This window comes from Cupriavidus sp. C2SS-8b (genome assembly GCF_057073745.1).
Genome location: NZ_CP172716.1, coordinates 858,534 through 872,323 on the forward strand (window position 1 = coordinate 858,534; position 13,790 = coordinate 872,323).

Consider the following 13,790-nt stretch of genomic DNA (forward strand, 5'->3'; position numbering starts at 1 on the left):
TGCTCAATCGACCTTCGCGCCCGACACGCGCACGATCTGCGCGTACTTCTTCAGCTCGCGCTGCACCAGCGCGCCGAACTGCTCCGGCGTGGTCGGCGCAGGCTGCGCGCCAATGCGGGCCAGCCGCGCCTTCATATCGTCGGTCTTCAGGATGGCGACGATGTCGTGGTTGAGGCGGTCAACGATCTCGCGCGGCGTGTTGGCCGGCGCGAATACGCCGAACCACGTGGAGATATCGAAACCTTCGAGCCCCAGGCCCTTGCCGGCTTCGGCGATGGTCGGCAGTTCCGGGAAGGCCGCTGCGCGGCTGGCGGTGGTGACCGCGAACGCCTTCAGCTTGCCCGCCTTGATATTGGCCGAGGCCGAGGCCAGGTTGTCGAAGATCAGGTCGGTCTGCCCCGACAGCACCGACAACTGCGCGGGCGATGCGCCGTTGTACGGGATATGGACCATGCTGACCTTCGCCATGCTCTTGAACAACTCGCCCGACAGGTGGCCGGCGCTGCCGTTGCCGCCGGACGCGTAGTCCAGCTTGCCCGGATGCTTGCGCGCGTACTCGACCAGTTCGCGCACATTGTTGATGTGCAGCTCCGCGGCCTTGCCCGGATGCATCACCAGCACATTGGGCACGTCCGCCACCAGCGTGACCGGCGCGAAATCCTTCACCGGGTCATACGGCATCTTGCTGAACAGCGTCGGGTTGATGGCGTGCGTGGCCACCGCGCCCATGACGATGGTGTAGCCGTCGGCCGGCTGCTTGGCGACGTAGTCCGCGCCCAGATTGCCGCCGGCGCCGGGCTTGTTCTCGACCACGACCGGCTGGCCGAGGCTGTCGCGCAGTTTCTCGCCGATGGCGCGCGCGACCGTGTCGAGCGGGCCGCCGGCTGGGTAGGGCACCACGAACTTGACGGGCTTGGTCGGATAAGCGGTCGCCGGAGTGGCCGCGAAGGCGGCCGTGGCGGGCAGGATGGCCGCCAGGACAGTGGCGGCAAGCAGCTTATTCAGCATGGGGAATTCAGGGGAATGGAAAATCGGAAATTGCAGTGCCTTACCTGGCCCCGATGCCGCGCGCCATCATCACGGCGCACAGCGGCAGCAGGATGACCAGGTGGGCTTCGATCATGACCCAGCGGCGGGCCTTCTTGATCTCGGACGGCGGCGGCACGAAATCGGGCAGCTTGCGGCTCTGCTTGCGCCAGCGAGCGATCGCGAAGGTCGGCGGCAGCGAGCATAGCGCAATGATGACGAACACCGTCATCTTGGCGTGGAACCATGGGTTGTGCAGGTAGAAGTCGGCGCCCTTGGCGCCGTAGAACAGGCGCAGCAGGCCGGTCGCCAGCACCGCAAGCGCGGACGCGAAATACACGCCATCGTAGATCGACAGCCGGCGCACCGTGGCCGGCGTGATGTCCGGGCGCAGCACCACGGCCTCGGCGGCCATCAGCGTGATCAGCAGGAAGATGGCCAGGAAGTGGAAGAAGGCCAGCAGGGCATCGGTCAGCATGGAATCTCCGGGTGGGTCCACCGACGAGATCCGGGGCCCGGGCCCGCTGGGGCATCGGGCGCAGGCAATGCCGGCCGCGCGGAACAGCTTCGGGGGACGACTGATCAACAACCACTTGCGCCGGTTCCGGCGCAAGTGGCTCTTATACCACGCCCTTGGCGCGCAGCGCCGCGATCTGTTCGGCGCTATAGCCAAGAGACTCGGTCAGGACCGTGTCGGTGTGCTCGCCGAGCAGCGGCGGATGGCGCAGCGCCTCGGGCGGCGTGACGCTCATCTTGATCGGGCTGCCCACCAGCTTGACCTCGCCGGCGCTCGGGTGGGGCAGGTCCACGCGCAGGCCGCGCGCCTTGACCTGCTCGTCCTCGAACACCTCGTCGAGCGAGTTGATCGGGCCGCATGGCACGCCGGCGGCTTCCAGGTCGCTGATCCACTGCGCGCGGGTGCGAGTGCGGACCATCTCGGCCAGGATCGGCACCAGCACGTCGCGGTTGGCCACGCGCTGCGGGTTGGTGGCGAAGCGCGGATCGTCCGCCAGTTCCGGCTGGCCGCCGTCGTTGACGAACTTGCGGAACTGCCCGTCGTTGCCGACCGCGACGATCAGCCAGCCATCGGCCGCCTGGAACGTCTGGTAGGGCACGATGTTCGGATGCGCATTGCCCCAGCGGCGCGGCGCCTGGCCGCTGGCCAGGTAGTTGGTGTTCATGTTCGCCAGCATCGCCACCTGCACGTCGAGCAGGGCCATGTCGATGTACTGGCCTTCGCCGGTGCGATCGCGGTACGCCAGCGCGGCCAGCACGGCGATGGTGGCGTACTGGCCGGTCATCAGGTCCGAAATGGCCACGCCGGCCTTCTGCGGACCGCCACCGGGCAGGTCGTCGCGCTCGCCGGTCAGGCTCATGAAGCCGCCCATGCCCTGGATGATGAAGTCGTAGCCGGGCCGGGCCGCATACGGGCCGCTCTGGCCAAAGCCGGTCACCGAGCAGTAGATGATGTCCGGCTTGACTGCCTTCAGCGATTCATAGTCCAAGCCGTACTTCTTCAGCTGGCCGACCTTGTAGTTCTCGAGCACCACATCGCTCTGGGCGGCCAGTTCGCGCACCAGCTTCTGGCCTTCGGGGGACGAGATGTCGCACGTCACCGAGCGCTTGTTGCGGTTGGCGGCCAGGTAGTAGGCGGCTTCCGCGGTGTCGCTGCCGTCCTCGGCCTTGAGCCACGGCGGACCCCATGTGCGGGTGTCGTCGCCGGCGCCGGGCCGCTCGATCTTGATGACGTCGGCGCCGAAATCGGCAAGGTTCTGGGCGCACCACGGCCCGGCAAGGACACGGGTCAGGTCGAGAACGCGAAGATGGCTTAAGGCTCCCATGGCAGTGAGGGGGCTCCGGATGCAGGGTATAAAGGGGATTGCCGGACCGGCGGCATGGCCGGCTGGGCAGCCTGAAATGTACCACCGGGGTCAGCGCAGGCACGTTGACGAGTGCTTTATGCTGCGCTTAACTTCACCGGAAATGGGCGATAGTCGGCCGGCTCGGGGTCGCTCTGTCGCGCTCGGCTGCCATGTCCTTTTGCAGCGGGCTTGCCCGTATAATCAACGGTTTGCAAATCCAACACTGATTCGTCGCGCCCGGCACGCCGCGGGCAGCGTCCGCCATCCCATGAAAGTCTCCGACATTCGCAGCAAGTTCCTGCAGTACTTCGAATCGAAGGGCCATACCGTGGTCCGCTCGTCCAGCCTGGTGCCGGCGAACGACCCGACGCTGCTGTTCACCAATTCCGGCATGGTGCAGTTCAAGGACGTGTTCCTCGGCACCGACAAGCGCCCCTACAGCCGCGCCACCTCGGCGCAGCGTTCGGTGCGTGCCGGCGGCAAGCACAATGACCTCGAGAACGTGGGCTACACCGCCCGCCACCATACGTTCTTCGAGATGCTGGGCAACTTCTCGTTCGGCGACTACTTCAAGCGCGAAGCCATCCAGTACGCGTGGGAACTGCTGACCAAGGTCTACCAGCTGCCGGCGGAAAAGCTGTGGGTGACGGTCTACGCCGAGGATGACGAGGCCTACGATATCTGGGCGAAGGAAGTCGGCGTGCCGGCAGAGCGCATCGTGCGCATCGGGGACAACAAGGGCGCGCGCTACGCCTCGGACAACTTCTGGCAGATGGCCGACACCGGCCCGTGCGGCCCATGCTCGGAAATCTTCTTCGACCACGGCCCGGACGTGTGGGGCGGCCCGCCGGGATCGCCCGAGGAAGACGGCGACCGCTACATCGAGGTGTGGAACCTCGTGTTCATGCAGTTCAACCGCGACGAGCAGGGCACCATGACGCCGCTGCCCAAGCCGTGCGTGGACACCGGCATGGGCCTGGAGCGGATTGCCGCGGTGCTGCAGCACGTGCACAGCAACTACGAGATCGACCTGTTCCAGGCGTTGATCAAGGCCGCCGCGCGTGAAACGCATTGCGACAACCTGAACCAGAACTCGCTGAAGGTCATCGCCGACCATATCCGCGCGTGCTCGTTCCTGATCGTCGACGGCGTGATCCCCGGCAACGAAGGCCGCGGCTACGTGCTGCGCCGGATCGTGCGCCGCGCCATCCGCCATGGCTACAAGCTGGGCCAGAAGACCCCGTTCTTCCACAAGCTGGTGGCTGACCTGGTCGCGCAGATGGGCCAGGCCTATCCGGAACTGGCGGATGCCCAGGGCCGCGTGACCGAAGTGCTGAAGGCCGAGGAAGAGCGCTTCTTCGAGACCATCGAAAACGGCATGTCGATCCTCGATGCCGCGCTGGCCGACCTGAAGCTCAAGGGCGGCAAGACGCTCGACGGCGAACTGGCGTTCAAGCTGCACGACACCTTCGGCTTCCCGCTGGACCTGACGCAGGACGTCTGCCGCGAGCAGGAAATCGCCGTGGACGAAGCCGCGTTCGACGCCGCCATGAACCGCCAGCGCGAGCAGGCGCGCGCCGCCGGCAAGTTCAAGATGGCGGCAGGCCTGGAGTACTCGGGCGACAAGACGGTATTCCACGGCTACGAGACGCTGGAACTGCCGCAGGCCAAGGTCATCGCGCTGTATGTGGACGGCGCCGCGGTCGACGCCATGCAGCCGGGACAGACCGGCGTGGTGGTGCTCGACAACACGCCGTTCTACGCGGAATCCGGCGGTCAGGCCGGCGACCAGGGCGTGCTGAAGGCCGGCAATGCCGTGTTCGCCGTTGCTGACACCACCAAGATCCAGGCCGACGTATTTGGCCACCAGGGCACGCTGGAAGGCGGTGCGCTGAAGGTGGGCGATGCCGTGCAGCCGCAGGTGGATGCACTGCGCCGCGCGCGCACCGTGCGCAACCACTCGGCCACGCATCTGATGCACAAGGCCCTGCGTGAAGTGCTGGGCAGCCACGTGCAGCAGAAGGGCTCGCTGGTCGACGCCGACAAGACCCGTTTCGACTTTTCGCACAACGCACCGATGACGGACGAGCAGATCCGCCGTGTCGAAGAGATCGTCAACGCCGAGATCCTGAGCAACCAGGACACGCACGCCGAAGTCATGCCGTTCGACGACGCGGTCAAGAGCGGCGCCATGGCGCTGTTCGGCGAGAAGTACGCCGATGATGTGCGCGTGCTGTCGATCGGTACCTCGAAGGAACTGTGCGGCGGCACCCACGTGCACCGCACCGGCGATATCGGCCTGTTCAAGATCGTGGTGGAAGGCGGCGTGGCCGCCGGCATCCGCCGCGTCGAGGCGATCACCGGCGACAACGCGCTGCATTACCTGCAGAAGCTCGACGCCAAGCTGAACGAAGCCGCCGCCGCGCTGAAGGCCCAGCCTTCGGAACTGGTGCCGCGCATCGGCCAGGTGCAGGAGCAGGTCCGCGCGCTGGAGAAGGAACTGGAGCGCCTGAAGAGCAAGCTGGCCTCGTCGCAGGGCGACGAACTGGCCGCGCAGGCGGTCGACGTGAAGGGCCTGAAGGTGCTGGCCGCCCAGCTCGACGGCGCCGACGTGAAGACGCTGCGCGAGACCATGGACAAGCTCAAGGACAAGCTGCAGAGCGCGGCCATCGTGCTGGCCGCAGTGGCCGACGGCAAGGTCAGCCTGATCGCCGGCGTGACGGCTGATGCCACGGGCAAGGTCAAGGCTGGCGAACTGGTCAACTTTGTCGCACAGCAGGTTGGAGGCAAGGGTGGTGGCCGTCCGGATATGGCGCAGGCTGGTGGGACTGATCCGGCGAATCTGCCGCAGGCGCTGTCCGGTGTGGCGGAGTGGGTGTCGGCGAAGGTTTAAGCGTTATGTTTTGGTTGTAGGAAAGGGCGCTTCGGCGCCCTTTTTTTCTGGCTTGTTGTTGCCAGTCGGTCTCGTGATGACGGTCCGGGTGTCGTGCCTTGCGGGCGCTGCTGTTTCGCCGGCGTAGCCGTCGAGTCACTTTTTGTCCGAGCGACAAAAAGTAACCAAAAAGCGCGTTTTCCTGCGGGCACAAGCCCAAGCTCGTGGAAGCCACCTCCTTCGAAATCGCTGATCTCGGAGTGGCCCCCATTGCCGGCCACGTCAGCGAAACAGCACTACTCCCGCCCCTCCGCATTCCCCGCCTTGCCCACCAAAGCCGACAGCAAATCCATCGGCAGCGGAAAGACAATGGTCGAACTCTTGTCCCCCGCAATCTGCGTCAGCGTCTGCATATACCGCAACTGCATCGCCTGAGGCTGGCGTGACAGCATCTGGGCCGCTTCCAGCAATTTCTCCGAAGCCTGCAGTTCGCCTTCCGCATGGATCACCTTGGCGCGCCGCTCGCGCTCGGCCTCGGCCTGACGTGCAATCGCGCGGATCATGGTTTCGTTCAGGTCGACGTGCTTGATCTCGACGTTGGACACCTTGATGCCCCAGCCGTCCGTTTGCGCATCCAGCGCCTGCTGGATGTCGAGGTTGAGCTTCTCCCGCTCGGCCAGCATTTCATCGAGTTCATGCTTGCCCAGCACCGACCGCAGCGTGGTCTGCGCAAGCTGGCTGGTGGCCTCGAGGAAGTTTGCCACCTGGATGATGGCGCGTTCGGGATCCACCACGCGGAAGTAGACCACCGCGTTGACCTTCACTGACACGTTGTCGCGCGAAATCACATCCTGCGGGGGCACGTCCATCACCACGGTGCGCAGGTCCACCCTGACCATCTGCTGCACGGCGGGAATCAGCAGCACCAGTCCCGGACCCTTGACTCGCCAGAAGCGCCCGAGCATGAAGACCACGCCGCGCTCGTATTCGCGCAGCACGCGGAACGACATGATCACCAGCAATGCCAGCAGGAAGATCACACCGCCGAAGCTGAATCCGTAGGCCATGGTCAGGCTCCCTTGTCTGGCATCGGTGGGATTGGCGGCGCGCTGTCCGGCGGGGCGTTGCCAGCGGCGACCACGTCGAGCAGCAGGCCGTGCCGTGCGGTGACGAGCACCGGCGTGCCGCGCGCCAGCGGGCTTGCGCTGCGCACCCGCCAGTTCTCGCCTCGCACCTGGGCCCAGCCTTCCTCATGCAGGTCGGCCACCACTTCGCCGCGACTGCCTACCAGGGTGTCGGCGCCGCTGACCACGGGCCGCCGGCGCGCGCGCAGCAGCATCGCCGACATGCCGAACAGGAACAGGGCTGATATGGCCGACAGCGTGGCGATCAAGGCGATCGGCACGCCGAATCCTGGAACGTCGGTGTCGATCAGCATGACGGCGCCAAAGGCAAACGCGACGATGCCGCCCACGCCCAGCGTGCCGAACGAGGGCAGGAACAACTCGGCCACCATGCAGCCGATGCCCAGCGCGATCAGCCCCAGCCCCGCATAGTTGACCGGCAACATATGCAGGGCGAACGCCGCGACCAGCAGGCAGATGGCACCGGCCACGCCGGGCACGACCATGCCGGGCGTGGAAAACTCGAAGATCAGGCCGTAGATGCCGATCATCATCAGGATCAGCGCCACGCTGGGGTCGGTGATCACGGCCAGGAAGCGGGCGCGCCAGTCGGGTTCGAGCGTGACGATCGTGGCGTGGCTGGTCTGCAGCACGCGCGCGGCGCCTGCCGCTGTCACGCGCTTGCCGTTCACCTGGCGGAGCAGGTCTGGCAGGTCCGTGGCTACCATGTCCGCCACGTGCTGCGCCACGGCTTCGTTCGCGGACAGGCTGACGGCTTCGCGCACCGCGCGCTCGGCCCATTCGGCATTGCGGCCGCGCAGTTGCGCCAGGCCGCGGATATAGGCCGAGGCATCGTGCATCTGTTTGCGGGTCATGGTGTCCTGCGCCGCGGGCTCGCTGGCGGGCTCGCTGGCGGGCGAGGAGGCGGGCGAGGGGTTGGGAAGCGCTTCCGGCTTCTGCGGGCCGCCGATGCCGATCTGCACGGGGCTGGCCGCGCCCAGATTGGTGCCCGGCGCCATCGCCGCGATATGGCTGGCGTACAGGATGTAAGTGCCGGCGCTGGCGGCGCGCGCACCACCAGGGAAGACATAGCTGGCCACCGGCACGGGCGAGGCCAGGATCGCCTGGATGATCTCGCGCATCGACAGGTCGAGCCCGCCGGGCGTGTCCATTTCCAGCACGACCAGCTGTGCGCTGCCCTGGCGCGCGCGCTCCATACCGCGCAGCACAAAGCCCGCGCTGGCCGGGCCGATGGCGCCCTTGAGCGGTATGACATACACGGGACCGGCGCCTGCTCCGGTGGCGGCCGGAACAGAGGCGGGCGGCAACGCTGCAAGCCCCGCAAGCGCGAAGCCGGCCAGCAGCAATCCGATATAAAGCCATGGGTGCGCGAGGCGCGCAATGGCGAATCTCATCGCAAAGGGCGTGGCACAGTGGGTGCCATGGTGGCGCCACATTCAGTGTAGGCGACCGGGCACATCCTGCACGGCCACGGCGGACCGGGAAGTCTCAGGCAGCGGCCGGCAGGGGCCGGTTGCCGGCCGGCGCGTCCGGCGCCGGCAGCGCCTGGACGAGCGCGTTCAGCGCCGCGCTCGACATGGCCGGATGCCAGGCCAGCAAGGTGCGCACGCGGCCGGCCTCGCCCATGCCATGCACGCTGATGGCGGGCAGGTCGCGGTACAAGCCAAGCACCGAGCGCGGCACGATGGCGGCGCCGATGCCGGCCGCCGCGCACGCGACGATGGTGTGGTAGGACCCGAGTTCCAGCACGCGCGGCGGCGCGCCGCCCCCGGCCGCGTGCCAGGCTTCGAGCCGCGCGCGGTAGTTGCAGCCCGGCTCGAAACCGAGCAGCGTGGAGGTTTCCAGGTCGGCGGCGCTGCGGATCGGGCGGTGGCCGGCGCGCGCGATCACGACCAGCTCCTCCTCGAAAGCGGGCCGCGATGCCAGCGCCGGGTTGTCGAGCGGCTCGGCCACGAAGGCGCAGTCGGCGTCGAAGCGCTCCAGTGCCTCGAACGCCTGGCGGGTCGTGAGCGTGACCAGCTCGAGCCGAACCTCCGGCCAGGCCTGGTGATAGGCGGCCAGTATGGCCGGCAGCCGGCTGGCGGCGGTGCTTTCCATCGACGCGATGCGCAGGCGTCCGTGCGGGCGCGACGGCAGCACCGCGTGGCGCGCCTCTTCGGCCAGGCGCAGCATGCGGCAGGCGTAGTCGAACAGCGTTTGCCCGGCCGGCGTGAGCACCATGCGCTTGCCGTCGCGCAGGAACAGCTCGACCCCGAGCGACTCCTCGAGCTGGCGAATGCGCGTGGTGACGTTGGATTGGACGCGGTGCAGGCGTTCGGCGGCGCGCGTGACGCCGCCTGCCTCCACCACCGTGCGGAAGATTTCAAGCGCGGCCAAGTCCATGGGGGCCTCCGGTTGGGGTGGTCTATCCTGTCATCTCAGATGATGATGCAAGGCATCTAAATAATTCATTTTTGAAGATGATCGTCAAGGCGTAGCATAGGTGAATCCAGGCGGGTTTGCCACCGACCGCGACACAGGAAAGACGACATGCCGCATGCGAATATCAAGCTGAGCCCGACACCGGCGACCGGCGGCGCGGCGCACCGGATGCGGCGCGAACCGGGGGCCAGGGCCATTGGGCTGGCGGGCCTGGCTGCGCTGGCCGTGGTCATGGGAATCGGCCGCTTCGCCTTCACGCCGCTGCTGCCGATGATGCTGCGCGACGGCACGGTCACCCTGCATGAGGGCGGCTGGCTGGCCACGCTGAACTACATCGGCTATTTCGTCGGCGCCGCCGTGTGCCTGTTCATCCGGCCCGATCCGGCGCGCATGATCCGGCTCGGGCTGGTGGCCACGGTCTTGCTGACGCTCGGCATGGCGCTGCCGGGCGGCATGCTGGCGTGGTCGCTGTGGCGCGCGGCCGCGGGCGTGGCGAGTGCGCTGGTCATGGTCTACACCGCGGGCTGGTGCATGCAGCGGCTCGCGGAACTTGGGCAGCCGGCGCTGGGCGGGCTGATCTTCTGCGGGCCGGGTCTGGGCATCGTGGTCACTGGCGTCTCGGTGTTTGCCATGGTCGGTGCCGGCTGGCATGCGGTGGCGGGGTGGATCGCCTTCACGGTGATGGCCGCCGCGCTGGTGTTGGCGGTTTGGCGCATCTTCACCCCGGACGACGGTGCGCCGCATGCCGACGCCACGCGCCAGGAAACCCATCCTGCCCATGGCGCGCGGCTCGGCGGCGAGGCCGGGGCGCTGACCCTTGCCTATGGCCTGGCGGGCTTCGGCTACATCATCACCGCGACCTTCCTGCCCGTGATCGCGCGGCAGGCGATGCCTGGCTCGGTGTGGGCCGATCTGTTCTGGCCGGTCTTCGGGGCTGGCGTTTCGATCGGCGCGTTCCTGGCCACGCGCGTTGGCATGGCGCACGATAACCGCCGGTTGCTCGCGTGGTCGTACGCCATGCAGGCGCTGGGCGTCGCGATCGCCGTGGTGCTCCCGACGATTGCCGGGTTTGCCGTCAGCAGCCTGCTCGCAGGCCTGCCATTCACCGCGCTGGTGTCGTTTGCGATGCGCGAGGCGCGCCGTTTGTGGGGACCGCAGGCGCCGCGCCTGATGGGCCTGATGACCGCGTCCTACGGACTCGGGCAGATCGCCGGGCCGCCGCTGGCGACGGCGCTGGTGGCGCGATCGGGCGGCTTTGCCAGCTCGCTCGCCTGCGCTTCGGCCGCGTTGCTGGCCGGTGCCGTGATGTTCGTCTGGATGCGCCGCGCATGGCCGATGCCGGCGCCGCGGCAGACTGCGCTACAGTAACGCCTTCGCCGCCCTTTTGCGGATCCCAGATTCACCAAGCCGGGACCACACCGGCACCACGAACACCGGGCGGCGCTGGAGCGACCCCCCATGTCTTTCTCATTGCAGCCGGCGCGTGCCGCCGGCGCGGCTAGTCCCACTACGCCAGAAGAGCAGCGCGTCCGCGTGGATTTGGCCGCCGCCTATCGGCTGTCAGCCCTGCGGGGCTGGGATGACCTGATCTACACCCACATCTCGGCCACGGTTCCCGGCGAGCCCGACCATTTCCTGATCAATCCGTTTGGCTTCGCCTTCGAGGAAATCCGCGCATCGGATCTCGTCAAGATCAATAGCCGCGGCGAGGTGGTCGGCGAAACGGTGCATCCGGTCAACGTGACCGGCTTCGCGCTGCACGGCGCCGTGCATGCGGCGCGCGCGGACGCCATGTGCGTCATGCACCTGCACAACACCGCCGGCATCGCCGTCTCCGCGCAGGCGGAGGGGCTGCTGCCGTTGTCCCAGCATGCCATGCGCTTCCACGGCCGCATGGCGTACCACGACTACGAGGGGCTGGCGTTCTCGCCGGAGGAGGGTGCGCGGCTGACGGCGTCGCTGGGCCAGCAGCCGGCCATGCTGCTGCGTAATCACGGCACGCTGACCGTCGGCCGCACCGTCGCCGAAGCCTATGTGCTGATGGCGACGCTGATCAAGGCGTGCGAGATCCAGATCGGCGCGCAGGCCGGTGGCCGGCTGGTGCGGCCCGCGCCGGGCGTGGCCGACAAGGCGTCCGAACAGCTCTACGACAACGGCGCCATCGAAGGCGTGCTGGAGTGGCCGGCGCTGCTGCGCAAACTCGATAGAATCGATCCCTCATATCGGGACTGAACGTCCCTGTTCACCCGATCCCAATACAAGCAAAGACAACACAAGGAGCCATCCATGCCGACTTTCCACGTAGAGATGTTTGAAGGCCGAACCGTCGAGCAGAAGCGCAAGTTCGTCGAGGAAGTCACGCGCGTCACCTGCGAGACGCTGGGCTGCACCGCTTCAGCGGTCGACATCATCATCACCGACGTCAAGCGCGAGAACTGGGCCACAGGCGGCGAGCTGTGGTCCGACAAGCCCTAATCCTCGATACGCCATAGCCAGATGACCATGCAGCATTTCGCCTCGGACAACTACGCCGGCTTTTGCCCGGAATCCCTGAAGTATTTTCTGGAGGCCAACGGCACCGGCCATGAGCAGGCCTACGGCGACGACTCCTGGACGCAGAAGGTCTGCGACCGGATCCGCGACCTGTTTCAGACCGATTGCGAAGTGTTCTTTGTCTTCAACGGCACCGCGGCCAATTCGCTGGCGTTGTCGGCGCTGTGCCAGTCGTACCATTCGGTCATCTGTCACGAGCTGGCGCATATCGAAACCGACGAATGCGGCGGGCCGGAGTTCTTCTCCAACGGTTCGAAGCTGCTGACCGCACCGGGCGAGAACGGCAAGCTCACGGCCGATGCGGTCGAGGCACTGGTTACGCGGCGCTCGGACATCCATTACCCGAAGCCCAAGGTGGTGTCGCTCACGCAGTCCACCGAGGTCGGCACGGTCTATACGGTGGAAGAGGTGCGCGCGATTGCCGCCATCGCCAAGCGCCGGCAGCTCCGCGTGCATATGGACGGCGCGCGTTTCGCCAACGCCGTGGCCTCGCTCGGCGTGCATCCGTCCGAGATCACGTGGCGCGCCGGCGTCGATGTGCTGTGCTTCGGCGGCACCAAGAACGGCTTGCCGGTGGGCGAGGCGGTGGTGTTCTTCGATCGCCGCCTGGCCGAGGATTTCGCCTATCGCGTCAAGCAGGCCGGCCAGCTTGCGTCGAAGATGCGTTTCATCTCGGCGCCGTGGCTGGGCCTGCTGGAAAACGATGTCTGGTTGTCCAATGCGCGCCACTCCAACGCCATGGCGCAACTGCTGCAGTCGCGCATCGCGGATATCCCCGGCGTGCGCATCATGTTCCCTACCGAGTCGAATGCCGTATTCGCCGAACTGCCATTGCCGGCGATCGAAGCGCTGCGCGCGAAAGGCTGGCGCTTCTACACGTTCATCGGCGCGGGCGGCTGCCGCTTCATGTGTGCGTGGGACCTGCAGCCGGAGACTGTCGAGGCCCTGGCGGCCGATATGCGCGCGGCGTGCGCCGCCTGCTGAAACGAGCCGGCAGGCGTAAGATACCGGGCGGTAGCAGAACATAACGAGACATACCCAGGAGCCCCTCATGCAATACCGATTCTGCCCGCAATGCGGCGCGCCGCTCGAGGTGCTGCCGCTGTCGGGGCGCGAACGCCACGCCTGTGTCCAGTCGGACTGCGGCTTCGTGCACTGGAACAACCCGCTGCCGGTGCTGGCCGCGGTGGTCGAGTACGAAGGCAAGCTGCTGCTCGCGCGCAATGCGGCGTGGCCGGAACAGATGTTCGCGCTGGTCACCGGCTTCCTGGAGCGTGACGAGACCCCCGAGCTGGGCGTGGCGCGCGAGCTGAAAGAGGAGACCAATCTCGACACCGAAGCCGTGTCGCTGATCGGCGTCTACGAGTTCATGCGCAAGAACGAGCTGATCATCGCTTATCACGTGAAGGCGAGCGGCAACATCGCACTGTCCGAAGAACTGGTCGAGTACAAGCTGGTGGCGCCCGAAAAAATGCGCATCTGGTCCGCCGGCACCGGGTTCGCAGTGGCCGACTGGCTGCACGCGCGTGGCTATCCCGTACGCTTCTTCGATCGCCGCACCGGCGAAGACATCCCCGACCCGCGCCAGCCGAGTGACTTCAGCGTCCTGAGCGGTTCGCTACAATACCGGGTCTGAAGACTGATAAAAGCAAGGAAGAGAGGAATGGAGTTCCAGAAAGAAGTGGATGCGCGCGGCCTGAACTGCCCGCTGCCGATCCTGCGTACCAAGAAGGCGCTGGCCGACATGGCCAGCGGCGACGTGCTCAAGGTGCTGGCCACCGACCCGGGCGCCACGCGCGATTTCCAGGCGTTCGCCAAGCAGACCGGCAATGAACTGCTGTCGCACCAGGAAATCGACAAGGTGTTCGTGTTCTATATGCGCCGCCGCTGAACGCGCAGGCGTCCAGAGAG

The 13,790-nt window shown here is 66.8% G+C and carries 13 protein-coding genes; 7 read left to right on the forward strand and 6 right to left on the reverse strand.

Translation table 11 applies throughout. The annotated features are described in order from the left end of the window. Nucleotides 1-3: 3 nt before the first annotated feature. The 3 genes from ACIGJB_RS03940 to ACIGJB_RS03950 all read right to left on the reverse strand — a co-directional run bounded on the left by ACIGJB_RS03940 (nt 4) and on the right by ACIGJB_RS03950 (nt 2,867). A complete protein-coding gene (locus tag ACIGJB_RS03940) occupies nt 4-1,008 on the reverse strand; it encodes a Bug family tripartite tricarboxylate transporter substrate binding protein (RefSeq protein WP_483731494.1) in 1,005 nt (334 codons plus the stop codon). A 40-nt stretch (nt 1,009-1,048) separates the two neighbouring features. Continuing rightward, a complete protein-coding gene (locus ACIGJB_RS03945) occupies nt 1,049-1,504 on the reverse strand; it encodes a DUF2214 family protein (protein ID WP_483731495.1) in 456 nt (151 codons plus the stop codon). Between the two features lie 142 nt (nt 1,505-1,646). Then, nucleotides 1,647-2,867, reverse strand: a complete 1,221-nt coding sequence (locus ACIGJB_RS03950; RefSeq protein ID WP_483731496.1) for a CaiB/BaiF CoA transferase family protein — start codon at nt 2,865-2,867, stop codon at nt 1,647-1,649. A 289-nt stretch (nt 2,868-3,156) separates the two neighbouring features. Between ACIGJB_RS03950 and alaS the strand changes: the two genes are divergently transcribed. Next, complete coding sequence (gene alaS, locus ACIGJB_RS03955; RefSeq protein WP_483731497.1) at nt 3,157-5,781, forward strand: alanine--tRNA ligase; 2,625 nt, start codon at nt 3,157-3,159, stop codon at nt 5,779-5,781. 275 nt (nt 5,782-6,056) lie between these two features. On the opposite strand, the gene ACIGJB_RS03960 is transcribed toward alaS, so the two are convergent. From ACIGJB_RS03960 to ACIGJB_RS03970, 3 genes are all read right to left on the reverse strand, one after another. Continuing rightward, a complete protein-coding gene (locus tag ACIGJB_RS03960) occupies nt 6,057-6,827 on the reverse strand; it encodes a slipin family protein (RefSeq protein ID WP_483731498.1) in 771 nt (256 codons plus the stop codon). A 2-nt stretch (nt 6,828-6,829) separates the two neighbouring features. Next, nucleotides 6,830-8,299: an NfeD family protein gene (locus ACIGJB_RS03965; protein ID WP_483731499.1), complete on the reverse strand. Its 1,470-nt coding sequence runs from the start codon at nt 8,297-8,299 to the stop codon at nt 6,830-6,832. A gap of 94 nt (nt 8,300-8,393) precedes the next feature. Then, nucleotides 8,394-9,287, reverse strand: a complete 894-nt coding sequence (locus tag ACIGJB_RS03970) for a LysR substrate-binding domain-containing protein (protein ID WP_483731500.1) — start codon at nt 9,285-9,287, stop codon at nt 8,394-8,396. 147 nt (nt 9,288-9,434) lie between these two features. On the opposite strand from ACIGJB_RS03970, the gene ACIGJB_RS03975 reads away from it, so the two are divergent. The 6 genes from ACIGJB_RS03975 to ACIGJB_RS04000 all read left to right on the forward strand — a co-directional run bounded on the left by ACIGJB_RS03975 (nt 9,435) and on the right by ACIGJB_RS04000 (nt 13,770). Then, complete coding sequence (locus tag ACIGJB_RS03975) at nt 9,435-10,694, forward strand: YbfB/YjiJ family MFS transporter (RefSeq protein ID WP_483731501.1); 1,260 nt, start codon at nt 9,435-9,437, stop codon at nt 10,692-10,694. Nucleotides 10,695-10,784: 90 nt separating this feature from the next. Further along, nucleotides 10,785-11,558 carry a class II aldolase/adducin family protein gene (locus tag ACIGJB_RS03980; RefSeq protein WP_483731502.1) on the forward strand — a complete coding sequence of 258 codons (774 nt, stop codon included), beginning with the start codon at nt 10,785-10,787 and terminating at the stop codon, nt 11,556-11,558. Between the two features lie 54 nt (nt 11,559-11,612). Then, nucleotides 11,613-11,801, forward strand: coding sequence for a 4-oxalocrotonate tautomerase (locus ACIGJB_RS03985; protein ID WP_483731503.1), 189 nt, complete (start codon nt 11,613-11,615; stop codon nt 11,799-11,801). 27 nt (nt 11,802-11,828) lie between these two features. Then, complete coding sequence (locus ACIGJB_RS03990) at nt 11,829-12,863, forward strand: threonine aldolase family protein (RefSeq protein ID WP_483731504.1); 1,035 nt, start codon at nt 11,829-11,831, stop codon at nt 12,861-12,863. Nucleotides 12,864-12,930: 67 nt separating this feature from the next. Further along, a complete protein-coding gene (locus ACIGJB_RS03995; protein ID WP_483731505.1) occupies nt 12,931-13,515 on the forward strand; it encodes an NUDIX domain-containing protein in 585 nt (194 codons plus the stop codon). 27 nt (nt 13,516-13,542) lie between these two features. Further along, nucleotides 13,543-13,770 carry a sulfurtransferase TusA family protein gene (locus ACIGJB_RS04000; RefSeq protein ID WP_211954366.1) on the forward strand — a complete coding sequence of 76 codons (228 nt, stop codon included), beginning with the start codon at nt 13,543-13,545 and terminating at the stop codon, nt 13,768-13,770. Nucleotides 13,771-13,790 lie beyond the last annotated feature (20 nt).